Here is a 23763-nt window from a genome sequence, read left to right as displayed (position 1 = left end):
GGGCGCTGAAGTGGGCGGAAACCGGACAGTAGGAAGCCTCGGTTAATGCCCGGGGTGATCTCAGCAACCCGGCAGCGAACTCTCATGGACCTTTGATGAGCCCGAGGGAGGCTGGATCGTGCGGAAGAAGAGGAGCCCCCGCTGGGCCCGGATCTGTGTCGCGTTCGGCGCCCTGCTCGCGGTTGTCGGCGGCGGGTCGGTGGTGGCGATCCAGGCCACGGTCAGCGCGGCCACGAGATCGATCAAGCAGCAGGACCTGCTCGGCTCGTCGACCACGGTCGGGACCGAGAAGCACGCGACGGTCACCGGCGCCAAGAACATCCTGCTCGTCGGGATCGACCAGCGGGCGTCGGCCAAGCCCGGCGATCCCACCCGCTCCGACTCGATCATCCTGATGCACATCGGCGCCGATCACCGAAGCGCGTACCTCATCTCCCTGCCCCGGGACAGTTACGTGTCGATCCCGGCCTACGACAACGGCGCCCAGAAATACGCCGGCGGCAAGAACAAAATCAACGCCGCGTTCGCGTACGGCAGTAGGGGGTTGACCGGGAATGCCGCCCTCTCCCACGGTTTCGAGCTGTTGTCCCTGACGATCAAGAAGCTGACCGGGATCACCCCCGACGCCGGCGCCATCATCGATTTCGAGGGGTTCCAGCAGATCGTCAATGTGCTGGGCAAGGTCTGTATGTATGTCGACGAGGACACGACATCGATTCACATCGGTCATACCGCGGACGGCAAGCAGGCCGCCCCGTACGTCATCAACCCGGACGGCACCCTCAACCGCAAGATCAAGGGAGTCACCCCGAACTTCTACGCCCAGGGCAACCACTGCTTCACCCCGACCGAGGCGCTCGATTTCGTCCGCCAGCGCGACCTGCTGGCCGACAACGACTTCGACTACGGGCGGCAGCGGCATCAGCAACAGTTCCTCAAGGCGGTCGTGCAGCAGACGGTCAAGGACGGCCTGAATTCGCCGACCAAGCTGCCCGGCCTGCTCAGCGCGATCGGCCAGGCGGTCACGGTCGACTCGGGCGGCATCTCGCTGGAGGACTGGGTCTTCGCGATGCGCGGCGTCAACCCGAACGATCTGGTCACGTTGAAGACCAATGGCGGCAAATTCAACAGCGAGAACATTCCCGGCGTGGGCAGCGTCCAATTGCTCAGCGACGACAGCCTGAAGTTGCTTCAGGCGGCCAAGAACGACCAGGTCGCGCAATTCGCCGCGGCGCATCCGACCTGGGTGGCCGCCACTTAAACCACTTCGGCCGCGATTCACCCGTGTGGGTAACATATTGCCAACGTTTCATGGCGTACGGTGAACGGCACTTCGCGGCGAGGGGGCGGCGCGACCGGAAGGAGTGTGCCGTGGGCGGGCTGGGTGTTCTCGATCAGCTCGAACTAGGCGACCACGTCTGCTGGACCGTCGACGACGATGAGGTCCGGCTGGACGCGATCGCCGACGTTCTGCAGACCGGCCTGCGCTCACGCCAGAAGGTCTGCTACCTCGGCGACCAGCCCGCGGCCGTGCTGGCCCGGCTCAGCGCGCGCGGCGTGACCACCCGCAACGCATTGGCCACGGGCCAGCTGATCGCCGACACGGCCGAGGGCAGCTATCTGGCCGGCGGTTCGTTCGAGCCCGAGGCGACCATCGAGCAGTTCCTGGCCGAGAAGGCGAGGACCCGCCAGCAGGGCTACCTGGGTCTGCGGGTGGTGGGGGACATGTCGTGGGCGGCCCGCGGCGTGCCCGGCTCGGACCGGCTCGACTGGTACGAGGCGCGCATCAACGAGATCTTCGTCGACGGATTCGTGACCGGCGTGTGCGCGTACGACCGCAGGCTCTTCGATCTTCTGACCCTGCGCCGGCTGACCCTGGCCCATCCCGGCGCGGCGGGGCCGCTGCTGCCGTTCGACCCGGCGTCGTCGCTGCGCTGCGGGCGCACGACCGGCCCGTTCGGGATCCGGCTGACCGGCGAGGCCGACATGTCGAACCGGCTCGCGCTGCAGTCGGTGCTCGAGGCCATGCTCCGAGATCTGCCGCGCGAGGGCGCCCCGGCCATCGTCGACGTCACCGGCCTGACCTTCGCCGACACGGCGGCCGCGCGCATCATCATCCAGGCGGTCGCCGACAGTCAAGGTCAAGTGCAAGTTCTGGGCTGTACGCCCGTGGTGGCCCGGCTGCTGCGCTTCCACGGACTGTGTGATCAGTCCCAGAACCCCTCGTGAACCGCGGTGGCGCTCGGCAGCGGCGCCGGGCCGTCGACCACGATGTCACGACCGCCGCGCGCGAACACCTCCCGGCAGGGCAGCCGTAGCGGCGGAAAGCCGTCCTCCTCCTCGACCATCCCGGCCAGATCGGCCTCGGAAAGCGCGAAGACGACCCGGCCGATCCCGGACCAGTAGATCGCCCCCGAGCACATCGCGCACGGCTCGGTGCTGGTGTAGAGGACGCTCTCCGACCGCTCCTCGAACGACAGCTCGGCGGCCAGGCGGACCAGGTTGGTCTCGGCGTGCCCGGTCGGATCGTTGCCGGTGACCACGCTGTTGCGGGCCTCCAGCACCGTGCCGCCGGCGGTGACCAGCAGGGCGCCGAAGGGATGGTCGCCGCGTCTGCGGGCCTCCCAGGCGAGCTCGATCGCCCGTTCGAGATAGCCGTGATCCGTGTTCATGATCATCAGGGTACGACGCCGGCTGGACGACCACGGTGAGACCTGCGACTACGACGCGGCGATGGATCCGACGCTGTCCGCCACCTACGCCTTCAGGCCGACGTCGCCGTAGTCCGGTTCTAGGATGGCGGGGTCATGGAGATCCCCACGGACGAGCAGATCCGCGCCCTGCACGAGCGGTTCGCGCCCACCCGGCAGGCGTTCGACCTGGTCCACACGCACTGCCGCATCGTCTGCGAGGTGGCGTCGCAGCTGCTGCACAACCGGGAGAGCGAGTTCGACGTCGCGCTTGTGCGGGCGGGCGCGCTGCTGCACGACATCGGCGTCTACCGCCTCGCGCCGGGCGAGAGCTACCTGCGGCACGGCGTGCTCGGGCACGAGCTGCTGCGCTCGGTGGGCTGGCCCGAGCATTTGCAACGCTTCTGCTCCTGCCACACCGGCGTAGGCATAACCCGGGAGGACATCGAACGGCAGTCCCTACCGCTGCCCCCGGCCGACTACGTCCCGGTCACCCCCGAGGAGACCCTCGTGATGTACGCCGACAAGTTCCACAGCAAAACCACCCCACCGGTCTTCGTGTCCGCCTCCACCTACCGCGCCAGCCTCACCCGCTTCGGCCCCACCAAGCCCACCCAATTCGACACCCTGACCGCCGAGTTCGGCCTCCCTGACCTGACCGCCCTCGCCACCCAGTACGGCCACGCCATCACCTGAGCCGACGCACCACCGCGCCGACTCGCCGCAGACGGTTCCGGCGCCGGCTGCGTCCCTTCGGCCTGCCCCGCACCGGCCCCGGCCCGCCCCGCCTGCCCCGGCGCCGGCCGCCCGGGCCCGCAGCTACATCCGCGCGTAACCTTTCGTGATGGCCGAGCCAGACGTTTTGGACCTTTCACATCTGTCCGCAGGGCTCTTCGTCGAGTACCTCGGTCCGACGGAGGGCGGCCCCGACGTCACGACGGTCGGTGCGGGAGATGCCGAGCCTCTGTGCGATCGGCTCTGGCACGGGCACCCCGGTGTGGTCTCGGAGCCGGCGCAACAGCACGTCCTTGTCACCTGGGTCGGGCTTGAAGACACGGTCGCCAGTTTCGCGGTGGGTTTCAGTTGCGACGAGCAGGGGTCCTACGCAGGTCTTGGCATCCTCTCGGCCGAAGAGTACGAACGGCGGCGCGCTCGGATACTGGACGGCAAGTCACCGACGGAGTAACGACTTCTTTCGGTGACCCCTCCTGCGCACCCGCGCCGTCCTCGGCCTGGCCGGGCGCCTCGCCGATCGTCTCCGCGGCCTCCGCAAGCAGCGCGGTCCTCGGCCGGTGCCGAGGCGATGGGCACACCAGGCCCGGGCGCCGGTGGGAGACTGGGCGAGTGAGTGACTACACAGTGGACACGAGCGTGCCGCATTCGGCGCGGGTCTGGAACTACTGGCTTGGGGGCAAGGACAACTTCGCGGTCGATCGTCGGGTGGGGGATCAGGTGCGCGCCGTCTTCCCCGAGATCGTTGACGCGGCTCGAGAGACGCGGGCGTTTCTGCGGCGGGCGGTCGGGTTTCTCGGGGACGGCGGGGTGCGGCAGTTTCTTGATGTCGGCAGCGGGCTGCCGGCGGCGGGGAACACGCACGAGCTGGTGCCGGCTGGCAGCCGGACGGTCTACGTCGACAACGATCCGCTGGTGCTGGCCCACGCGCGGGAGCTGCTGCACACCGGCGACGTCCATTACGTCGCGGCCGATCTGCGGGACACCGATGCGGTCCTCGCGACCGCGGCCGAGACGCTCGACCTGCGGCAGCCGGTGGCCCTGATGCTCCTCGGCGTGCTGGGGCACGTCGAGGATCCGGGTGAGGCGCGGGCGATCACGCGGGCGCTGGTCGACGGGCTGCCGGGTGGCAGCTACCTGGTCGTGTCGGACGGGACGGCGACCAGCGAGCGGGTTATCGAGTCGCACCGGCAGTACAACGAGAGCGGCGCCGTCCCGTACCACCTGCGCGAGGTCGCCGACTTCGCCGCGTTCTTCGACGGGCTGGAGCTGGTCGCGCCTGGTGTTGTCCCGCTCACCCACTGGCGGCCCGCGGGTGGCTCGGGCCTGGAGGTCGACGGCTATGCCGGGGTGGCGATCAAGACCTTGGGGCGGGCGTAGACCGTCAGCTCGGTGGTGCACAGGTCCACCGGGTCAAAAGCTTCGAAATCCGGATGTACGGGGAAAGCGCCGTCCACCGCCGCGCGGGAGGCCGGGTCGACCACGCGGTCGCAGCGTTCCAGGCCGAAGCCGGCGTCGGTGAACATCCGGATGAGCTGGGGCGCGCGGAGGCGGTTGCAGTACGCGTACTCGTTGCCGGCGATCCGTAGCCACTCGCGGGCGGAGTAGCGGAGGAAGTTGATCCGGGTGATGCCGGGGTCCTGATGGGCGAAGTGATCGCTGGGGTCGATGAGGTGCGCGGCCAGGCCGTCGCGGCCGAGGAGCCGGTGCGACTCGGCCAGGATGGCCCGCAGCGCGCGGGGGGTCACGTGTTCGAGCACGGTCATCGAGAAGCTGAGGTCGAAGCTGCCGTCCGGTTCGGGCATCCGCGACGCGTCGCCGGGGGCCAGGTAGCGCACGCCGATCCGGCGGAACAGCTCGCGGGGGCGGTCGGCCAGGTCGGCGATCACGCGCAGGCGGGCCCGCAGCGTCAGGGGCGCGACCGTGCCCTCGTACAGCCGGAGCAGTTGATCCTCCGAATCGACGAGTTTGTGCAGCATGGCGCGGGTCAGGTCGGGCTGCAGGCGGCGGTGCAGGTCGACGGTGACGACCTCGCGGGCGCCGCACAGGTACATGGCGATGGGGGCGACCGGGAGGTGGCCGGTGCCGATCTCGAGGCAGCGCAGGCCGTCGAGGGTGAGGCCGAGGCCGGTCAGGCGGCGCATCATCTCGGCGTGCTGCGGCAGGCGGCGGAACGGGTCGGGGGCGAGCCGGCCGAGGCGGCGCTGGATCTGGCGGTACGCGACGTCGCCGCCCGGGGCCGCGGCGCAGATCCGCTGAATACGGGCCTTGGTCGTCCACCGCATGCGTCCCACCCTAGGCGGAGAACCGCCCGCATTACGCAAAACGCCCGGATCATCGGCGCATTCGATACCACGAAAGCCCCTGGAAATGAGGCCCCCGAGACCCACCTGTTATCGATAACAAAGTTTCGGCCTCATGTCGGCAACGTTGCTTTGAACGGTTGACATGCCCCTATGTGAGCGTTCACACTCGACCGCACCCCCGCCCTCAGAGCGGATTTTTCCGACTAAGGAGTTCCCCCGCATGAGACTGTCCAGGATGGGTGCTGTGGTTTCCGCCGCCGTGCTGGCCACAGCCCTGACCGCGTGCGGTTCGAGCGAGAAGACCGTCGATAAAGAGGCCGGCGCCGGCGGCGACAACGCGGGCGCGCTGATCGGTGTCACCATGCCGACGCGGACCTCGGAGCGCTGGATCAGCGACGGCGACAACGTCAAGAAGCAGCTCGAGGGCCTCGGCTACAAGGTCGACCTCCAGTACGCCGGCGACGACATCCCGACGCAGACGCAGCAGCTCGACAACCAGATCACCAAGGGCGCCAAGCTGCTGATCATCGCCTCGATCGACGGCACCGCGATCACCACCCAGCTGGAGAACGCGAAGGCCAACAAGATCCCGGTCATCGCGTACGACCGCCTGATCCGTAACAGCCCGAACGTGGACTACTACGCCACGTTCGACAACGAGAAGGTCGGCGTGCAGCAGGCCACCTCGCTGCTGACCGGGCTCAAGGTGCTCAACGCCGACGGCTCTAAGGGCTCGGCCAAGGGCCCGTTCAACGTCGAGCTGTTCGCCGGCTCGCCCGACGACAACAACGCCACGTTCTTCTTCAACGGCGCGATGAAGGTGCTCAAGCCGTTCCTCGACGACGGCACGATCGTCGTCAAGAGCAAGCAGACCGACTTCAAGACCGTCGCGATCCTGCGCTGGCAGCCCAAGGTGGCCCAGGAGCGCATGGAGAACCTGCTGACCTCGACGTACAAGGACGGCGCGAAGGTCGACGGCGTGCTCTCGCCCTACGACGGCCTCTCGATCGGCATCCTGTCTGCCCTTAAGAGCAACGGCTACGGTACGGCCGCGCAGAAGTACCCGATCGTCACCGGTCAGGACGCCGAGGCCGCCTCGGTGAAGTCGATCATCGCGAACGAGCAGTACTCGACGATCTACAAGGACACCCGCCAGCTGGCCAAGACGACCGTCGAGATGGCCGACGCGGTGCTCAAGGGCAACAAGCCGACGACCAACAACGACAAGGACTACAACAACGGCGTCAAGGTCGTCCCGGCGCAGCTGCTCGACTCGGTCATCGTCGACAAGAGCAACTACAAGAAGGAGCTCGTCGACACCGGCTACTACACCGAGGCCCAGCTCGGGTCATGAGTGACACCATCCTGCAGATGCGGGGCATCACCAAGACGTTCCCGGGTGTTCGCGCGCTCGACGACGTCAACCTGGAGGTGCTCCGCGGCGAGATCCATGCGATCTGCGGGGAGAACGGCGCCGGAAAGTCCACCCTGATGAAGGTGCTTTCCGGCGTCTACCCCCACGGTGAGTACGACGGTGAGATCGAGTTCGACGGTGAGCCCGGCCGGTTCGCCGGCATCCGGGACAGCGAGCACCGCGGCATCGTCATCATCCACCAGGAGCTGGCGCTCGCCTCGAACCTCTCGATCGCCGAGAACATCTTCCTCGGCAACGAGCTCGCCACCCGCGGCATGATCGACTGGAACCGTACCAACGCCGCGGCGGCCGAGCTGCTGCGGCGCGTCGGGCTGGCCGAGAACCCGACCACCCCGGTGCTCGACCTCGGCGTCGGCAAGCAGCAGCTGGTCGAGATCGCCAAGGCGCTGTCCAAGAAGGTGCGGCTGCTGATCCTCGACGAGCCCACCGCGGCGCTCAACGACGACGACTCGGCTCACCTGCTCGGGCTGCTCCGCGGGCTGCGCGAGGAGGGGATCACCTGTGTGATCATCTCGCACAAGCTCAACGAGGTCCTCGACATCGCCGACCGCGTGACCATCCTGCGCGACGGTCACACGATCACCACGCTGCCGTCGGAGGGCCTGACCGAGGACCGGATCATCTCCGGCATGGTCGGGCGCGACCTCGACAACCGCTTCCCGCCCCACGAGCCGACCATCGGCGACGAGGTCCTGCGGGTCGAGGACTGGACCGTGCACAGCCCCACCCAGCACGGCCGGGTCCTTGTCCGCGGGGCCAACCTGTCGCTGCGCCGGGGCGAGATCGTCGGGCTGGCCGGGCTGATGGGCGCCGGGCGCACCGAGCTCGCCATGAGCATCTTCGGCCGTTCCTACGGAACGAACATCTCCGGACGTCTGATCAAGGACGGCAAGGAGATCACGTTGCGGTCCGTCGGCGAGGCCATCGAGCACGGCCTGGCGTACGCCACGGAGGACCGCAAGCGGTACGGCCTGAACCTGATCGAGGACATCAAGCGCAACGTCTCCGCCGCGGGCCTGGGCAAGCTGGCCAAGGGCGGCTGGGTCGACGACAACGAGGAATACAAGGTCGCCGAGGGCTACCGCAAGAGCCTGAACATCAAGGCGCCCAGCGTCGCGAGCGTCACGGGCAAGCTCTCCGGCGGCAACCAGCAGAAGGTCGTCCTGGCGAAGTGGATCTTCACCGACCCGGACGTGCTGATCCTCGACGAGCCGACCCGCGGCATCGACGTCGGCGCCAAGTACGAGATCTACACGATCATCAACGAGCTCGCCGACGCCGGCAAGGCCGTGCTCGTCATCTCGTCCGAGCTGCCTGAGCTGCTCGGGCTCTGCGACCGCATCTACACGCTCTCGGCGGGGCGGATCACCGGCGAGGTGCCCCGCGCCGAGGCCACCCAGGAGGGCCTCATGACCCTGATGACCGCCGGGCAGGAGGCTTCCTCGTGAGCAGCCTGGCACCGACCAACGCCGACCTGTCGATGGACCCGCCGCCGCCGGTACCCGACCGCAAGGGCCGGCCCGGTCTCTCGATCAACCTGCGCCAGAGCGGGATCTACTTCGCGTTCGCGGCGATCATCTTGCTGTTCACGATTCTGACCGGCGGCGACCTGCTCGCCCCGCAGAACATCAGCAACATCGTCGTCCAGAACTCGTACATCCTGATCCTCGCCATCGGCATGATCCTGATCATCATCGCCGGGCACATCGACCTGTCGGTGGGCTCGATCGTGGCCGCCTGTGGCGCGGTCGCGGCGGTGCTGATGGTCGAGCACAGCGTGCCGTGGCCGCTGGCCATCCTGATCACGCTGGTGGTCGGTGGCCTGATCGGCGCCTGGCAGGGCTACTGGGTGGCGTACTTCGGGATCCCGGCCTTCATCGTCACGCTGGCCGGCATGCTGCTGTTCCGCGCGGTCACCCTGATGATCCTGGGCAACCGAGGTATCGGCCCGTTCCCGGACGAGGTCCGTACGCTGTCCAACGGCTTCATCGACGGCTACCTGGGCAACGTCGGCCTCGGCGGGCTGGGCGGGGCCGACCTGCTCACGCTGCTCGTCGGCGTGGCCGCGGTGGCCGGCATCGTGCTCGTGCAGTGGCGCGCCCGCAAGGGCCGGCAGAAGTACGCCCAGGCCGTCGAGCCGTTCGCGCTGTTCGTCACGAAGATCGTGGTGGCGGCAATCCTGGTTATGTTCCTGGTGGTCCAGCTGGCCCGCTTCCGCAACCTGCCGTGGGTGCTCGTGCTGCTGGCCGCGCTCGTGATCGGCTACTCGGTGCTGACCAACCGGGCCGTCTTCGGCCGGCAGATCTACGCGATCGGCGGCAACCTGCAGGCCGCGACGCTCTCCGGCGTCAAGGTCAAGTCGGTCGTCTTCTGGATCTTCGTCAACATGGGCGTGTTGTCCGCGCTGGCCGGCATCATCTTCGCCGGCCGCCTGAACCAGGCCAACCCGACCGCCGGCAACTCGTTCGAGCTGGACGCCATCGCGGCCGCCTTCATCGGCGGCGCCGCCGTCCAGGGCGGCGTCGGCAAGGTCGTCGGCGCCATCACCGGCGGCCTCATCATGGGCGTCATCAACAACGGCATGTCCCTCATCGGCGCCGAGTCGGAGCAGGTCATGCTGGTCAAGGGCGCGGTCCTGCTCGCGGCGGTTGCCTTCGACATCTGGACCAAACGACGTGCGGGGGCGTCTCGCTGAGGTTCGTCGTTTCACCGGCCCCATCCTCCTCGCCGTAGTTGCGGCACGGGGGGTGGGGCTTTTTGCGGCGCCCCGCAGGACGCCGGCCACCGCCCGGAAGTGCCCCGAATTCAGTGGTCGGCACCGGGGGGATGCGGTAGGCACGTCGCATGACTACATCGAAGCCGGCGTTGGTGACAGTGGTGCCGCCGGGCGGCGGAAAAGTGGGCGAACTCGGCGACATCGGCGTGCACTTCAAGCTGTGGGGTGAGGACACCGGGGGTGCGCTGGCAATCGTCGAACATCCGTTTCCAGTGGGCGCGCTCGTGGCGCCGCATTTGCACACCCGCGAGGACGAGTACTCGATCGTGCTCGAGGGGGAGATCGGCTTCCGGTCGGGAGACCGGGAGGCGGTGCTCGGTACCGGTGGGTACATCGCCAAGCCCCGCGGGGAGCTGCACGCGATGTGGAACGCCGGCGCGGTGCCGGCCCGGATGATCGAGATCATCAGCCCAGCCGGCTTCGAGCACTTCTTCCGCGAGGTAGCGGAGCTGATCGCGGCCGGCCCGGCGGCGGCCGGTGAAGGCGGCGACCTCGCAGAACGCTACGGCTTGCAATTCGGCCAGCCGGAGTGGCTGCCGGAAATCGTCGAACGGTTCGGCCTGACCACATAACCGCACGGGACGCTGGAAGGTGCGACACCACCGTTCTCGCGCGGCGGCCCTTGAAGCTGCTCGGAGCGGAGCAACCGGCCCTGGTCCGGGCGTTGGATCGGCTGTTCGGCGGCATACTCGTCTCGGCCGAGGCGGTGGCCCTGCCGACCGGCGACGCCGTGCTGACCCAGGCCTGGGGCTGGCTCGACCAGAGGGGTGAGCTGCTCAAGCTGCTCGGCAAGGGGACGTCGTGGATCCAGGAGCGGCTCGGCTCGGCGGCCGGCTACGACCGGGCCAGGTTGATCGCCGCGGCGCACACCGCCCTCGTCGGCGAGGCGATGTTCCACAGTCTTCAGACCCATTTGGGCCCGGCCTATCGCGTACTGCAACTCAATGACCAGGAGAAGCGGTTCCTCCTCGCCGAACCGGATGTCGCGCAGGAGTACCTGACCTCGGTGGATGCGCTGCTCGGCGCTCGTATCGAGGTTCCGTGGGCCGGCAGTTCCTTCGACCAGAATCTCGAGCTTCACGTCGCTCCGGAGCTGCGTGCTGGTCTTTCCCGGTGTTTTGCCTCCTTCACGAAGATCGCCGTGTGGCGGCGGGCCTGGAACGATCTCGGCTACGAGCCTCTCCTCGGTCAACTGCTGGACGATGCTGTCGAGCGGTACGAGGAGAACTACTTCAACCTGGCGTCGGACGTACCGGAGTTCCTGGTCTGGGCGATGCTCGGCGGCCAGCGAGCGACTGACCGGGCGATCAAGGCGGCCGGCCGCGACATCCTGGGTGCGCTGCGCGACCAGGATCTCGCGCTGCGCCGGGTCGAGACCGTGCTCTCGCTGCTTTCGCGTCCGCGGGAACCGCAGGCCGACCGGGTCGCGCTGGAGAAGGCGAACCGTGCCATTCTCACTCAGCCGCTCATCAGGATCGGTGAGATGGAAGGCACCACCGCTGTGTCCATTCCGTCGATCGAAGACGGCTATATCGTTCCCCGGTTCCGGTTCGCGGTCATCGACGGCAAGTCGCAACCCTCGAGTGAGGACTGGTGGGCCGGCTTTCCGGTGCGGTCGGACCTGAACGAGTTCCTGATCGGCTACCTCGCGTCCGTGCGGAGCACACAGCAGCCGCTTGTCGTCCTCGGACACCCGGGTGCGGGCAAGTCGTTGCTGATGCGGGTGTTGACGGCCAGGCTCTCGTCGACGTCGTTCCCCGCGTTTCTGGTTCCGCTTCGACAGGTCCAAGCCCCCAGCGCGCCGATTTTCCAGCAGATACAGGACGTGCTCGACCGGTCGACGCACGCGCGTGCCCGGTGGGCGGCGATCGCGGACGCGACATCACCGGATCAGGGAATCGGCGGTGGCGCCACGCGTGTCGTGCTCCTCGACGGTCTGGACGAGCTGATGCAGGCCACCGGCACCACCGAGTCCGGCTATCTCAGCCGGGTGCAGGAGTTCCAGCGGGTCGAGACCGGCCAGGACGCACCGGTGGCGGTGATCGTGACTTCCCGTCAGGTGGTCGCGGACCTCGCCGCCATCCCGCACGGATGCGCGGTGCTGCGTCTCGAGGACTTCACCGACAGCCAGGTCGAGAAGTGGATCGCGACCTGGAACAAGACCAACGTGAGCGCCTTGACCGGCCGGGTAGGCGGCTTGTCCCTCCCGTCTGTGCTGGCCGTCGGTGCCATCGCCCGGCAACCCCTGCTGCTGTTGATGATCGCCATTCAGACGACCGCCTCAGGCGGGCACGCGGTCGCCGCCAGCGAGGCGGCCGTCTATCAGCAGCTGCTGGTCGAATTCACGCGCCGGGAACTACGCAAGTCCGACCGGGACAATCGCACCGTCGAGGCGCCGCCGGAGCCGATGGTGAACGCCGAACTCTGGCGGCTGGGTATCGCCGCGTACGGGATGTTCAACCGTGGCCGACAGTTCGTCACCGATGTCCAGCTTCAGAAGGATCTGGAAACGCTCGATCCCGAAGGGCTCGCGACGCAGGATGACCGGCCCGGTCTTCTGCAGCCGCTCAGTGAGGCGCGGCGCACCATCGGCCGGTTCTTCTTCATTCACACGTCGGAGACCGGCGAGCCGGACCGGGCCCGGAGAACGTACGAATTCCTGCACGCCACCTTCAGCGAATATCTGATCGCCCATCACGCCGTCGACCGGACCGGAGAACTGATCGACCTGTACGAGGACTACATCCACGGCAGGCTGCGTCCCGGTGTCGCGTGGGACAAGGATGAGGTCCTCTACGCCCTGCTGTCGCATCGCCCCATCGCCGATGGCGCCATTGTGCACTTCCTCCGCCAGATCATCGACAAAATGGATCCGCAAGTTCGCACGTCGGGCGGCAAGGTGCTGGAAATGCTGCTGAGCAAGCTTGACCGGCATCGGATTCTCGGCAAGGAGACCGGCTACAACCCGCACTCCCGGACCACGGTCCAGCGGCTGGCGGCGTACGTCATCAATCTTGTCCTGCTCCGCCTCCTGCTGGAGCCCGACCGATTCATCACCTTGACCGATCTCGCGCCAGCGGGACAGGAGCCGCTGACCTGGTGGCGATCGGTCGTCCGGCTGATGCAGGCAGGACTGGAGGAGGCGGCGTGGCTCGGCGTTCTGCATGCCATCGAGCCGGTTGTCCATGACGGCGCCTTCTGCCTGCGGCTTCGCCGCGACAGCTTCAGGAACGACATGCGCGAGGTGTACGAGGCGCACATGCTGTTCGATCGCGGCGCCGCCGAGGTGGCCCACGTCGGTGTCGCCCTCTGGCGAGGCACGCCGGTACCGGCGGCGGCCAGCCCGGTTCAGCTGTACTCCGATGTTCTCGCGCGCCGCCTCTTCGCCGCCCCTTCGACGGCCAGCGCGCCGCTACTGCTGACGGCGATAGGGCAGATCGGCCACCTTCGGCCACCCGTTTCGTTCGCCGTGGTGGAGTACTTGCTGATCCACTGCGGCCGCCTTTCGGCGGACGACACAACCCATCTCGTGGCGGCCGCCGTGACGTCCACGGCGGAGGCCGTCCGCGCGGTACCGGTCATCATCGCCAGGCCGCAGCTGCTCAAAGTGCTGCCGCACATCGGCGATTGGTATGGCCAGCGATACCCGTCCACCGCTGATTTCGCCCGGGTGGCGGGCGCCTTCGCATTGCTCAACCTGATCGGTTCGGCGGAGGAGAAGGACCTGGGATGGCCGGTCTACAAGCTTCTTATGCGCACCAACGCGGAAATGGCATCGATGGTGAAATCCGACTTGATCAAAAAGTATGCTTCGGTGGCCGCAGTCGCCGGTGACACGCGTCCGTCGCTGTTGCCGGCGATCGTCGACGCGCTGGCGTACGAGCTGACCGACGGCGACGCCGCCCGAGCCACGGTGCCGCTCCGGGCGGTGGGCAGATCGAGGGCCTCGTGAGCGGCCCACCGCAAACGGTCCACGAGAAATTCTTCGAACGCGAGCAACCTTTTCGTCCCCGTCGACCACTTGGTCATGTCTGAATGATCGAGAGGATGACGCATGAAGCACGCACAGGCCTCGGGCCGCCGGAAGCGGGGCGCCCTGATCGGCGGGGTCGCCGTGGTGGCGGTCGCGGCCGCCGGGCTGACCGCGACGGCGTTCGCGGCGGGTACGCCGTCGCTCGGGGACACCTTCGAGGACGGTGACACCGGTGGCTGGTCGAAGTCGGGCGGGTCGTGGTCGGTGGTGACCGACGGCAGCAAGGCGCTGCGGCAGGCGGACAACGGCAGCGAGCTGGCCCGGTTCTTCGCGGGCGACACGAGCTGGACCGACTACTCGGTGCAGGCCTCGGTGCGGCCGCTGACCCTGGCGTCCGCCGGGGCGTCGGCCGGCATCGCGGCCCGGGCCAGTGGGTCCCACGAGTTCGAGCGGCTGGTGCTGGTGTCCGGCGCGGCCCGGCTCGAGGAGGTCAAGGGCTCGACGGTGACCGTGCTCAGCTCGCTGACCCTGGCCGGGGCGGGCAGCGGCTGGCACAAGCTGCGCCTGGACGTCTCGGGTAAGCGGGTGACCGGCTACGTCGACGGCAAGGTGGTCGGCGACGTGTCGACGGCCAAGCTCACCAGGGGCCGGATCGGCCTGCTCACCGTCAACGCCTCGGCCTCGTTCGACGACGTCACGGTCAGCGCGCCGGGCGCCGCGCCGGCAACGACCGCGCCGACGGCCACGACGACCAGCAAGCCGCCGACCGCGACCCCGACGACGACCAGCAAGCCGCCGACCGCGACCCCGACGGCGACCAGCAAGCCGCCGACCGCGACCCCGACGGCGACCAGCAAGCCGACGACGCCGGCTCCGACGGTTACTGCGCAGCCGGTGGCGGCCACGTGGCCGACGCCGGCCGGCACGACCACGCTGACCGCCACCCGGAAGATCACCGGCTCGGTCGACGGCGGCAACGTCCGCTTCGTCGGCGGCGGTGACCTGGGCGGCGACGGGCAGGACGAGGGCCAGGACCCGCTGTTCCAGCTGGCCGACGGGGCCACCCTGTCCAACGTCATCATCGGCAGTCCGGCCGCCGACGGCGTCCACTGCCTGGGCACCTGCACGCTGCGTAACGTCTGGTGGCAGGACGTGGGTGAGGACGCCGCCACCTTCAAGGGCACCTCGGCGAGCCAGACCATGACGGTCGTCGGCGGCGGCGCCATGCACGCCTCGGACAAGACGTTCCAGCACAACGGCCCGGGCACCTTCGTCATCAAGGACTTCCAGGCGAGCGACATCGGCAAGCTTTACCGCTCCTGCGGCAACTGCTCCAAGCAGTTCGCCCGCAAGGTGCAGGTCTCCAACGTCACTGTGACCACGCCGCTCAAGGCTCTGGTCGGCGTCAACTCCAATCTGGGGGACGTGGCCACCGTGGACAACGTGACCGTGGTCGGCGGCTCCAGCAAGACCGTCATCTGCGCCCTCTTCAAGGGTGTGACCAGCGGCGAGCCGACCCAGATCGGCTCGGTCCCGGACGGCAAGTCCTGCACCGCCACCAACATCACCCTCAAGTAGAACCGCCCATGACAGGTACGGGGGCGCGCAGCCCCGCCCCCGTACCGCCGGTCGTGGGTCAGTCGAGGCGCAGCAGCGTCTCCTCGATCTCCGCCCCCCGCCCGTTGGCGTAGCCCGTGTCGGTGCCGGTGACGACGAACCCCGCCCGCTGCAGCACGCGCAGCGAGGCCACGTTGTCGCTGGCGGCGCTGGCGAACAGCGGCCGCGCCGGCACCTCCTCGAGCAGCAGGCCCAGCGCCCGCCCGGCGACGCCCCGCCCCCAGAACGACCGCTCGATCCAGTAGGTGACCTCGGTCCTCCCGTCCATCACGAAGCTCGCGACGCTCCCCGCGAACTGCCCGTCCACGGTGACGATGCGGTTCGTGACGTCGGGTCTGGCCCGGATCGTCGCCATGTGGGCGTCGAAGGCGGCGCGGTCATCGGGATCGCGGGCCGTGAACGCGGCCATCCGCACCGCCTCGGGATCACGCATCTGCTCGAACAACGCATCCAGATCGGAGTCCTCGACCGGTCGCAGCGCTATCTCAGCCATGGCGGAAAGCTAGCAGCGGGGTCCGACAAGAATTCGCCGTCAGGCGTCCGCCTCGGCATCGAGGGCCGCGCGCAGGATGTCGATCACGGCGTCGGCGTCCAGGCTGCGCTCCGGGCCGGGCAACGACAGCGCCGCCGCGCCGTCCGGGCGGAGGGCCAGGATCTGCGCGGTCCAGCGGAGTCGCCCGTCCGGAGTGCGCCGGCAGATCAGCATCGCATGTGCGGAGCGGTTGCCCGTGGGGCCGGGCCGGGGCTCCTCGCCGGCCGCGGCGGTGAAGGCCATGGCGTTCAGGACGGCTGAGCCTCCGGCGCCGGAGAGCACGATCGGCTCGTACGTCTCGAACCGGACCCGGAGGCCGCCGAGGGTCACTTCGCCCGCCCGCGCGTCCAGCCGGGCGTCCGGAAGCGCCTCCGCGACGTCGTCGAAGGCGTCCTCGAGGATCGCCGTCAGGTCCGCCACCGCCTGGCGGCGCTCCTGCTTCACCCGCTCCAGGTCCGCCGCGGTGTTGTCGGCGGCCATCCGCTCCTCGCGGCGGCGTTCCTCGTTGTGCAGGGCTGCCTCGACCAGCGCATCCTGCTGCGGCGTGAGCTTGCGCTGCAGATTCACGACGGCTTCGACGACCTGCCGAGCGTCGTGCGGCCGGTCGGCCGGCGCCTTCTCCACCAGCCGTGCGAGGAGCCGCGCGAGCCGCGGGGGCAACTCCGGAGTGCTTGGTGGGGCCGACGTCAGGTGCTGACGCTCGAAGTCGTCTTCCCAGGGGCCCGTGAAGGGCCGGGCTCCGGTGAAGACCTCGTACGCGAGGATGCCGAGCGCGTACAGGTCCGACTTGGCCGTCCCGCGGCGGCCGGTCCACACTTCCGGTGCCATGTACGGTGGGCTGCCGCCGCCGGCTGTCGTGTGCGTGCCGGTGGCCTCGGTCAGGATGCGGGACAGGCCGAAATCGCTGATCTTCCAGGTGTCGCCGAAGCGCAGCACGTTGGCCGGCTTGAGGTCGCGGTGGACGATCGAGAGGGCGGCCAGCTCGACCAGCCCCTCGGCCACCTGCCGCACCACCGCCAGCCCGTCCTCGAGGGTGAGCGCGCCCTCCTCCAGCACGTCGGCGAGGGATCCGTCGGCCCGCGGCATCACGATCAGCAGGTCACTGCCGAAGAAGGCGATGTCGAGCGGCAGCACGAGGTGTTCCGTGGTGTCACCGGACCGGGTGGCCTCGGTGAGCCGGTCACCGACCTCGATCTCGCGTTCGCGGATCCGCTCGGCCCGCGTGGTGGCCCAGCGCAGCCGCACCTGCTTGACCGCGGCCGCCCGCCCGTCGACCAGGGACTTCCCCGGGAAGACGGTGCCCATCCCGCCCTCGTCGGAGTGGTACAGGTCGTCGTACTCCCACTGGCCGCCGTCGCGGCCGGTGAACTGTGGCATGGCGCCGAGCGTACTCAGAGGCGCAGCGCGCCCGGCGCCTCCGGCGGCACGGCCGGCCTGCTCGGCGGCATCGGCGCGATCCGGGCGTACGCCGACCCGAGCGCCGGCCGCGGGTCACTGTCGCCTTTGTTCGGCCACAGTGACAGGGCCCGCTCGGCCATCGCGGTGATGGTCAGCGACGGGTTGACACCCAGGTTGGCCGCCACGGCCGAGCCGTCGATGACGTGCAGGCCCGGGTGGCCGAAGAGGCGATGGTACGGATCGATGACGCCCGTCCCCGGTGCCGTGCCGATCGCGCAGCCGCCGAGGAAGTGGCCGGTCACCGGGCGGCCGACGAGCTCGGTCAAGGCGCCCAGCGGCACACCGTCGATCTCGGCCGCCACCGCGCGGGCGACCTGGTGGGCCGACGGCACCCATTCCGGATTGGGGGAGCCGATGCCCTGTCTGGTGCGCAGCCGGCCGCGCCGGCGGTAGACGGTGATGGAGTTGTCGAGGGCCTGCATGGCCAGCAGCACGACGGTCTCGGTCGACCAGCGCCGGGGCGAGGTCAGCAGCCGCAGGTCGCGCCGCTGGCGGACGAGCTGGCGCAGGCCCGCTAGCAGACGCGAGCGGCCGCCGGCGTCGTCGACCAGCGTGGTCGCGAGCAGCGCGAGGAGGTTGCTGCCGCGGCCGTAGCGGACCGGCTCGACGTGGGTCGAGGCGTCCGGGTGGATGGAGGACGTGATGGCCACCCCGCGGCTGTAGTCGGCGTCGCGCCGGCGGGTGCGCGCGCCCAGGATCGACTCGGAGTTGGTGCGGCTCAGCTCGCCCAGCCGGGGGGAGAGGTGCGGCAGCGAGCCGCGGTCGCGCAGGCGGTGCAGCAGACGCTGCGTACCGAGGGCGCCGGCCGCGAAGATGACCTGGGAGGCGGTGAAGCGGCGGCGGCGCACCCCGCCCGTACGGTGGGTGTTGATCTCGTAGCCGCCGGCCGCGAGGGGGCGTACATCCGTGACTGTCGTCAGTGGAAAGACGGCCGCACCCAGCGCCTCGGCCAGGTAGAGGTAGTTCTTGACCAGGGTGTTCTTGGCGCCGACGCGGCAGCCGGTCATGCAGGCGCCGCAATAGGTGCAGGCCGCGCGGGCCGGCCCGGCGCCGCCGAAGAACGGGTCGGCGACGGGCGCGTCCGGGTTCCCGAAGAAGACACCCACGGGGGTACGGCGATACGTGTGCCCGACGCCGAGATCGTCGGCCACCGCGCGCAGGGCCCGGTCGGACGTCGTCTCCATCGGGTTCAGGGTCACGCCGAGCATGCGCTTGGCCTGGTCGTACGGGTTCTGCAGCTCGGCCTTCCAGTCGGTGATCGACGCCCAGCGGGGATCGGCGAAGAACGCGTCCGGCGGCTCGTACAGCGTGTTGGCGTACCCCAGGGAGCCGCCGCCGACCCCCGCGCCGGACATGATCAGGACGTTGTCGAGCAGGGTCAGGCGCAGAATGCCGAAGCAGCGCGCTGCCGGGGCGTACACATAGCGGCGCAGCCGCCAGGAGGTCTGTGGCAGTTGATCGTCGGTGAACCGGCGGCCCGCCTCGAGCACCGCCACCCGGTAGCCCTTCTCGGTCAGCCGCAACGCGCTGACGCTGCCGCCGAAGCCGGATCCGACGACGAGGACGTCATAGTCGTACGCCATGGCGTACGGTGGCACCGTTGTTGGCAAGCTGTCAACAAGGAGGAGCCGTGAATCATCACCGGCAGGGCCGCGGAAGTCCCCTCGTGCTCATCCACGGCATCGGCAGCCGCTGGCAGGTCTGGCAACCGATCCTGGGCACGGTCGGGCTGCATCACGATGTGATCGCGCTCGACCTGCCCGGCTTCGGCGCCTCCAAAGGGGACGGCGGGCCGGGCGACGTGCCGCATCTGGCCGACCGGGTCACCGGGTTCCTCGCCGGGCTCGGCGTCACCCGGCCGGCCGTGGCCGGCAGTTCGCTCGGCGGGGCGGTCGCGCTCGAGCTGGGCCGGCGCGGGGTGGCCCGGTCGGTGGTCGCGTTCTCGCCGGCCGGGTTCTTCGGCGCGGCCGGGGCGCGGTGGTGCCGGGGTGTGGTCAGCATCGCGCGGGACGGGGGAGCGGCGCTGGGGCCGGCGATGCCCTGGCTCATGCGGACCAGGCCGGGGCGAACGGTGCTCTGCGGCATCTTCTACGGCAAGCCGGGGCGGCTCGATCCTTCGGACTGTGTGGCCGATGCGCGAGCGCTGATCACGGCTTCCGGATTCGACGCGGCGCGCCGGCGGCTGGGGGAGTGGCGCTACGAGAAGGGCATGGCCGACGGGCTGCCGGTGACGATCGCCTGGGGTACGCGGGATCTCGTGCTGCCCTGTCGGCAGGCGGCCCGGGCGCGGGTTCTGCTGCCGCGGGCGCGGCACGTGCGGCTACCCGGGTGCGGTCATCTGCCGTTCGCGGACGACCCGGGCACCTGCGCGCGGCTGGTGCTCGAGACGAGCTGAATCGGGCTATTGGCACTGTGCCAATAAGCTGCTAACTTCACGGCCATGAATCCGCGCGTGGTCGTCATCGGGGCCGGCTTCGGGGGCATCGCCGCCGCCGCGGCGCTGCTGCGCGCCGGATACTCCGATGTGGTGCTGCTCGAGCGGGCCTCCGAGATCGGCGGGGTGTGGCGGGACAACACCTATCCGGGGTGTGCCTGTGATGTGCCGGCGCCGTTGTATTCGTACTCCTTCGCGCCCAATCCATCGTGGAGCCGGCGTTTCCCGCCGCACAGCGAGATCTTGTCCTACTTGCGCCGCGTGGCGGACGAGCTGGGCATTTCCGGTCGGGTTCGGCTGAACGTCGACGTGCTGGAAGCTCGCTGGACCGATGGGCGCTGGGTGATCGATGTCGCGGGCGGCGAGCAGATCGAGGCGGACGTGCTCGTGCCGGCGGTCGGCCAGCTGACGAAGCCGGTGGTGCCGCTCCTGCCCGGCGCTTCCCGCTTTGCCGGGCCGGCTGTGCACACCGCGCGCTGGCGCGCCGATCTGCCTCTGGGCGGCCGCCGGGTCGCGGTGATCGGGACCGGGGCGAGCGCGATCCAACTCGTGCCCGCCATCGCCGGCCGAGCCGCTCACGTGACCGTCTTCCAGCGCACGGCTCCGTGGACGCTGCCGCGGCCTGATCGCCGCTACGGCGCGGTTCGGCGCTTCGCGTACGGCAAGTGGCCGCCGCTGATGCGCCTGCCCCGCGCCGGCGTCTGGGCCATGACCATCGTGACCGGCCGGGCCCTGCTCGGCCGGCGCGCGTCCGGTTTCCTGCTCCGCGCGGCGTCCGGCCTGCAGCGCCGCTGGCAGATCCGCGACCCGTCGCTGCGCGCCGCCGCCACCCCCGACGAGCCGATGGGCTGCAAGCGCGTCCTGTTCACCAACGCCTGGCTGCCCGCCCTGTCCCGCCCCGACGTCAGCCTGGTCACCGAGAAGATCGTCGAAGTCACCGCCGACGGCGTCCGCACCGCCGACGGTGCCCACCACCCGTGCGACCTGCTGGTCTACGCGACCGGCTTCGCCGCCTCCGACCTGGTCACCCCGCTGCGCATCATCGGCCTCACCGGAAGCCTCGACGACGAGTGGCGCGACGGCGCCTACGCCCACCTCGGCATGACGGTCCCCGGGTTCCCCAACCTCTTCCTCATGTACGGCCCCAACACCAACACCGGCAACACCTCGGTCCTCTACTTCCACGAGTGCCAGGCCCGCTACCTGGTCCAGGCCGTCCGCCACCTGACGTCGACGGCCAGACCCTTGGCGGTACGCCGTGACGTGGCGGCCGCCTACGACGCCGAGATCCAGAGCCGCCTGTCCGGCTCGGTGTGGACCGCCTGTCAGAGCTGGTACCGCAACGCCTCCGGCCGCATCGTCACCAACTGGCCCGGCCTCGCCTCCGAGTACCGCCGCCGGACCGCCCGCCTCGATCCGGCCGACTATGAGTGAGTTTCGGCGGCTTACGCGCGCGTCAATAGGACGACCGTGTCGAGCAGGCGGTGCCAGTCGAGGTCGGTCGGCGGGCGCGGCGCCAGTGAGGCCATGGCCGCCATCGCGGTGAGAAGGCGGGCACCGACGTCGGCGGCCGGGGCGTGGTTCGCCGCGGCCAGGTGCGTGACCTCGGCCCGGAATCGGGGCTCGCGCGAGAAGCGCACCAGGGAGTCGGGCAGCGGCTCGGCCGGCCCCGCGCCGCCCTCGGTCAAACTCACGGTGAGCTGCGCGCCGAGCGCGGCGGCCAGACTGCTCACCGCGGACAGCGTCGGATTGCCCCGCCCGTTCTCCAGATTGGCGATGTAGGGAACCGACAATCCGGCGTCAGCCGCCACCGACGCGATCGTCCGCCCCGCCGCCGCCCGCCGTCGCCGCAGCTCCGAACCCAGCTCCGCTATCTCCACAGAACACATATTGCCACGCGCTCTTCCATGAGGATAGCGTGCCGGGTATGTGGGGCTTGCTGATTCGTAACTGGACGTTCCGCCGGCTGTGGATCGCCGCCACCATCGACGCCTGCGGCACTTGGCTGCTGGTCATGGCCGTCCCCACCCACATCTACGCAGTGACGGGATCGGCGGTCTCGACCGCTCTCGCCCTAGCTGTGGAGGCGTTGCCTGCGGTAGTGCTGGGCCCATGGGCCGGGACCGCCGCCGACCGCTGGCCACCCCGCGCCGTCCTCGCGACGGGCAACCTCGTCGCCGCGCTCGGGGTGTGCCTCCTGCTCATCGGCCCCACCACCATCTACCTCGCCCTGCTGGTGGAGAGCATCGCCGTGTGCTTCCTCCGCCCGGCCCTGCAGGCCACCATCCCCGCCTTGACCGCCACCACCAGCGACCGCGCCACCGCGAACGCCCTGCTGGCCCTGTCCCACAGCGCCTTGCGTATCGGCGCCCCCTTGGCCGGCGCCGCCCTGACCGCAGCCGGCTGGTTCCCCGCTGTCGTCATAGCCGACGCGCTCAGCTACCTCGCCGCCGCCACCCTCCTCGCCCGCCTGACCCTCCCGCCCGCAGCCGACCCCGCCGCGCGTTCGTCGGCAGCCGACCCCGCCGCGCGTCCGTCGGTGGCCGACGCCGCCGCGCGTTCGTCGGTGGTCGACTCCGCCGCGCGTTCGTCGGTGGTCGACTCCGCCGCGCGTTCGTCGGCAGCCGACCCCGCCGCGCGTCGCCCGGCAGCTGACCCGGCTGCCCGTCGGTCGGTGGCCGACCCGGCCGCCCGTCGGCTGGTGGCTGACTCCACTACCCGTCGGTCGGTGGCCGACCCCATCAACCGTCGGCCGGCAGCCGACACCACTGTTTGGGCGTCGCGGGTGCGGATGCGTTTGTGGCGGTTCGTTGCGCGCGCACTGCCGGGGCGGGCGTGCGAGGGCCGGTCAGTTGGGCGGGCGTCGGGGGAGCTCGTGCGGGGGTGGCGGCTCGTGTCGCGGAGCCGGGTGCTGGTTGGGCTGCTGGTGGGCAGTTGGCTCTACTGGACGGCGAACGCGGGGCTGACCGCGTTACTCGTGCCGTTCGTGGTCCAGCGGTTGCACAGCTCCGGCGCGGCGGTCGGTTACCTGATCACCGGGCTCGGGGTCGGCTACCTGGCGGGGGCGCTGGTCAGCCGGGCGGTGTTGCTCCGCTGGCCGGCCCGGCGCCAGCTCGGGGTTTCGTACGCGCTGGTCGCCCTCTGCTTCCTGGTGATGTTCACGGCGGGGAGCCTGCCGGTCGCGGTGGCCGCCGTGACCGTGGCCGGCGTGCCCGGCGCCGTGGCCAACGTTGCCACCGGCCATCACGTGCAGAGCTTCGCCCCGCCCGCGGCGCTGGGCCGGGTGGCGGCGGTCTTCATGACCAGCGACGCCGTCGCCGCCGTAGCCGGAGCGCTCGCGGCGTTGGTCTTCGTTGTCGTCACCGGGCTGTTAGTGACACTAACGATTCTCAGCGGCATGGTGATGCTGGCCGCACTCGTAGCGGCTGTCCTGCTGCCGACAGGCCGAACAGATCCTGCCGTCAGCGTCGCGGCGTCGGGCTGACGCTCTCCTGGACAACCAGCCGAGCGAGGTGCGGGTAGAGCGGAGCAGGCGGACCGAGGAGCCAGAGCGGGCGGGGTGGTTGGGCCGAGCGGGGCAGGCGGACCGAGGAGCCAGAGCGGGCGGGGTGGTTGGGCCGAGCGGGGCAGGCGGACCGAGGAGCCAGACCGGGCGGGGTGGTTGGGCCAGGCGGGTCGGCGGAGTCCTGGGGCCTCGGGGCGCGGCGAGGATTCGGTGTCGCGCTGGCCTGGCCGAGCGAGCCGGGGGAGGGGCGAGCCGTCTGGCGGGGCGGGCTCGGGCTGCTCGTGGATGGATGGCCCGCGGGGAGG

The 23763-nt window shown here is 69.8% G+C and carries 20 protein-coding genes; 14 read left to right on the top strand and 6 right to left on the bottom strand.

What is annotated here, in order from left to right; all coding sequences use genetic code 11:
* Nucleotides 1-118: 118 nt before the first annotated feature.
* Together AB0J66_RS28010 and AB0J66_RS28005 are read left to right on the top strand one after the other, a co-directional pair.
* Nucleotides 119-1261 carry an LCP family protein gene (locus AB0J66_RS28010; RefSeq protein ID WP_364666550.1) on the top strand — a complete coding sequence of 381 codons (1143 nt, stop codon included), beginning with the start codon at nucleotides 119-121 and terminating at the stop codon, nucleotides 1259-1261.
* Between the two features lie 110 nt (nucleotides 1262-1371).
* Nucleotides 1372-2229 carry an MEDS domain-containing protein gene (locus AB0J66_RS28005; RefSeq protein ID WP_364666548.1) on the top strand — a complete coding sequence of 286 codons (858 nt, stop codon included), beginning with the start codon at nucleotides 1372-1374 and terminating at the stop codon, nucleotides 2227-2229.
* Here AB0J66_RS28005 and AB0J66_RS28000 read toward each other — a convergent pair.
* Nucleotides 2208-2672, bottom strand: a complete 465-nt coding sequence (locus AB0J66_RS28000) for a nucleoside deaminase (protein WP_364666545.1) — start codon at nucleotides 2670-2672, stop codon at nucleotides 2208-2210. The two genes, AB0J66_RS28005 and AB0J66_RS28000, sit on opposite strands and share 22 nt — an antisense overlap.
* A 135-nt stretch (nucleotides 2673-2807) precedes the next feature.
* Here AB0J66_RS28000 and AB0J66_RS27995 point away from each other — a divergent pair, with 135 nt between their 5' ends.
* The 3 genes from AB0J66_RS27995 (at nucleotide 2808) to AB0J66_RS27985 (ending at nucleotide 4802) form a co-directional block, all read left to right on the top strand.
* Nucleotides 2808-3386 carry an HD domain-containing protein gene (locus AB0J66_RS27995; RefSeq protein ID WP_364666542.1) on the top strand — a complete coding sequence of 193 codons (579 nt, stop codon included), beginning with the start codon at nucleotides 2808-2810 and terminating at the stop codon, nucleotides 3384-3386.
* A gap of 148 nt (nucleotides 3387-3534) precedes the next feature.
* The gene (locus AB0J66_RS27990) at nucleotides 3535-3876 is read left to right on the top strand and encodes an SHOCT domain-containing protein (RefSeq protein WP_364666540.1); all 342 of its coding nucleotides are present in this window, start codon (nucleotides 3535-3537) and stop codon (nucleotides 3874-3876) included.
* A 158-nt stretch (nucleotides 3877-4034) separates the two neighbouring features.
* A complete protein-coding gene (locus AB0J66_RS27985) occupies nucleotides 4035-4802 on the top strand; it encodes an SAM-dependent methyltransferase (RefSeq protein ID WP_364666538.1) in 768 nt (255 codons plus the stop codon).
* Here the strand turns inward: AB0J66_RS27985 and AB0J66_RS27980 are convergent.
* On the bottom strand, nucleotides 4763-5707 hold the full coding sequence (locus AB0J66_RS27980) for a methyltransferase domain-containing protein (RefSeq protein ID WP_364666535.1): 945 nt from the start codon (nucleotides 5705-5707) through the stop codon (nucleotides 4763-4765). The two genes, AB0J66_RS27985 and AB0J66_RS27980, sit on opposite strands and share 40 nt — an antisense overlap.
* Before the next feature lie 241 nt (nucleotides 5708-5948).
* On the opposite strand from AB0J66_RS27980, the gene chvE reads away from it, so the two are divergent.
* From chvE to AB0J66_RS27950, 6 genes are all read left to right on the top strand, one after another.
* Nucleotides 5949-7082: a multiple monosaccharide ABC transporter substrate-binding protein gene (gene chvE, locus AB0J66_RS27975; RefSeq protein ID WP_364666532.1), complete on the top strand. Its 1134-nt coding sequence runs from the start codon at nucleotides 5949-5951 to the stop codon at nucleotides 7080-7082.
* Nucleotides 7079-8611 (top strand): multiple monosaccharide ABC transporter ATP-binding protein, encoded by a 1533-nt coding sequence (gene mmsA / locus AB0J66_RS27970; protein WP_364666530.1) that lies wholly within the window; start codon nucleotides 7079-7081, stop codon nucleotides 8609-8611. Before chvE ends, mmsA begins: the two co-directional genes overlap by 4 nt.
* 32 nt (nucleotides 8612-8643) lie before the next feature.
* Entirely contained in the window at nucleotides 8644-9858 is a 1215-nt protein-coding gene (gene mmsB, locus AB0J66_RS27965) for a multiple monosaccharide ABC transporter permease (protein ID WP_364667073.1), read from the top strand.
* Nucleotides 9859-10031: 173 nt separating this feature from the next.
* Complete coding sequence (locus AB0J66_RS27960) at nucleotides 10032-10511, top strand: cupin domain-containing protein (RefSeq protein ID WP_364666527.1); 480 nt, start codon at nucleotides 10032-10034, stop codon at nucleotides 10509-10511.
* Between the two features lie 50 nt (nucleotides 10512-10561).
* Nucleotides 10562-13891 carry a hypothetical protein gene (locus AB0J66_RS27955; protein ID WP_364666525.1) on the top strand — a complete coding sequence of 1110 codons (3330 nt, stop codon included), beginning with the start codon at nucleotides 10562-10564 and terminating at the stop codon, nucleotides 13889-13891.
* A 102-nt stretch (nucleotides 13892-13993) separates the two neighbouring features.
* Nucleotides 13994-15490 (top strand): pectate lyase, encoded by a 1497-nt coding sequence (locus tag AB0J66_RS27950; RefSeq protein ID WP_364666522.1) that lies wholly within the window; start codon nucleotides 13994-13996, stop codon nucleotides 15488-15490.
* Nucleotides 15491-15548: 58 nt separating this feature from the next.
* Here AB0J66_RS27950 and AB0J66_RS27945 read toward each other — a convergent pair whose 3' ends face one another.
* From AB0J66_RS27945 to AB0J66_RS27935, 3 genes are read right to left on the bottom strand one after another with little or no spacing between them, the layout of a single operon-like run.
* Nucleotides 15549-16022 carry a GNAT family N-acetyltransferase gene (locus AB0J66_RS27945; RefSeq protein ID WP_364666519.1) on the bottom strand — a complete coding sequence of 158 codons (474 nt, stop codon included), beginning with the start codon at nucleotides 16020-16022 and terminating at the stop codon, nucleotides 15549-15551.
* Nucleotides 16023-16061: 39 nt separating this feature from the next.
* Nucleotides 16062-17438 (bottom strand): serine/threonine-protein kinase, encoded by a 1377-nt coding sequence (locus tag AB0J66_RS27940; protein WP_364666517.1) that lies wholly within the window; start codon nucleotides 17436-17438, stop codon nucleotides 16062-16064.
* Nucleotides 17439-17452: 14 nt separating this feature from the next.
* Nucleotides 17453-19102, bottom strand: coding sequence for a GMC family oxidoreductase (locus tag AB0J66_RS27935; RefSeq protein WP_364666514.1), 1650 nt, complete (start codon nucleotides 19100-19102; stop codon nucleotides 17453-17455).
* A gap of 47 nt (nucleotides 19103-19149) precedes the next feature.
* On the opposite strand from AB0J66_RS27935, the gene AB0J66_RS27930 reads away from it, so the two are divergent.
* Together AB0J66_RS27930 and AB0J66_RS27925 are read left to right on the top strand one after the other, a co-directional pair.
* Nucleotides 19150-19914, top strand: coding sequence for an alpha/beta fold hydrolase (locus AB0J66_RS27930; protein ID WP_364666512.1), 765 nt, complete (start codon nucleotides 19150-19152; stop codon nucleotides 19912-19914).
* 45 nt (nucleotides 19915-19959) lie between these two features.
* Nucleotides 19960-21387, top strand: a complete 1428-nt coding sequence (locus tag AB0J66_RS27925; RefSeq protein ID WP_364666509.1) for an NAD(P)/FAD-dependent oxidoreductase — start codon at nucleotides 19960-19962, stop codon at nucleotides 21385-21387.
* An 11-nt stretch (nucleotides 21388-21398) separates the two neighbouring features.
* On the opposite strand, the gene AB0J66_RS27920 is transcribed toward AB0J66_RS27925, so the two are convergent.
* Nucleotides 21399-21833, bottom strand: coding sequence for a helix-turn-helix transcriptional regulator (locus tag AB0J66_RS27920; RefSeq protein WP_364666507.1), 435 nt, complete (start codon nucleotides 21831-21833; stop codon nucleotides 21399-21401).
* A 47-nt stretch (nucleotides 21834-21880) separates the two neighbouring features.
* Here AB0J66_RS27920 and AB0J66_RS27915 point away from each other — a divergent pair, with 47 nt between their 5' ends.
* On the top strand, nucleotides 21881-23437 hold the full coding sequence (locus AB0J66_RS27915) for an MFS transporter (protein ID WP_364666505.1): 1557 nt from the start codon (nucleotides 21881-21883) through the stop codon (nucleotides 23435-23437).
* Nucleotides 23438-23763 lie beyond the last annotated feature (326 nt).

This window comes from Actinoplanes sp. NPDC049598, from assembly GCF_040675435.1.
Lineage (GTDB): Bacteria > Actinomycetota > Actinomycetes > Mycobacteriales > Micromonosporaceae > Actinoplanes.
Note: the sequence above shows the minus strand (reverse complement) of the source record. Positions and strands in the feature narration are given on the sequence as shown.

What these genes read in the sequence shown, in the direction of transcription:
- AB0J66_RS28000 (WP_364666545.1), bottom strand. Translation starts at nt 2,672, where the DNA reads ATGAACACGGATCACGGCTATCTCGAACGGGCGATCGAGCTCGCCTGG.
- AB0J66_RS27995 (WP_364666542.1), top strand. Translation starts at nt 2,808, where the DNA reads ATGGAGATCCCCACGGACGAGCAGATCCGCGCCCTGCACGAGCGGTTC.
- AB0J66_RS27990 (WP_364666540.1), top strand. Translation starts at nt 3,535, where the DNA reads ATGGCCGAGCCAGACGTTTTGGACCTTTCACATCTGTCCGCAGGGCTC.
- AB0J66_RS27980 (WP_364666535.1), bottom strand. Translation starts at nt 5,707, where the DNA reads ATGCGGTGGACGACCAAGGCCCGTATTCAGCGGATCTGCGCCGCGGCC.
- chvE (WP_364666532.1), top strand. Translation starts at nt 5,949, where the DNA reads ATGAGACTGTCCAGGATGGGTGCTGTGGTTTCCGCCGCCGTGCTGGCC.
- mmsA (WP_364666530.1), top strand. Translation starts at nt 7,079, where the DNA reads ATGAGTGACACCATCCTGCAGATGCGGGGCATCACCAAGACGTTCCCG.
- mmsB (WP_364667073.1), top strand. Translation starts at nt 8,644, where the DNA reads ATGGACCCGCCGCCGCCGGTACCCGACCGCAAGGGCCGGCCCGGTCTC.
- AB0J66_RS27950 (WP_364666522.1), top strand. Translation starts at nt 13,994, where the DNA reads ATGAAGCACGCACAGGCCTCGGGCCGCCGGAAGCGGGGCGCCCTGATC.
- AB0J66_RS27945 (WP_364666519.1), bottom strand. Translation starts at nt 16,022, where the DNA reads ATGGCTGAGATAGCGCTGCGACCGGTCGAGGACTCCGATCTGGATGCG.
- AB0J66_RS27940 (WP_364666517.1), bottom strand. Translation starts at nt 17,438, where the DNA reads ATGCCACAGTTCACCGGCCGCGACGGCGGCCAGTGGGAGTACGACGAC.
- AB0J66_RS27935 (WP_364666514.1), bottom strand. Translation starts at nt 19,102, where the DNA reads ATGGCGTACGACTATGACGTCCTCGTCGTCGGATCCGGCTTCGGCGGC.
- AB0J66_RS27925 (WP_364666509.1), top strand. Translation starts at nt 19,960, where the DNA reads ATGAATCCGCGCGTGGTCGTCATCGGGGCCGGCTTCGGGGGCATCGCC.
- AB0J66_RS27915 (WP_364666505.1), top strand. Translation starts at nt 21,881, where the DNA reads ATGTGGGGCTTGCTGATTCGTAACTGGACGTTCCGCCGGCTGTGGATC.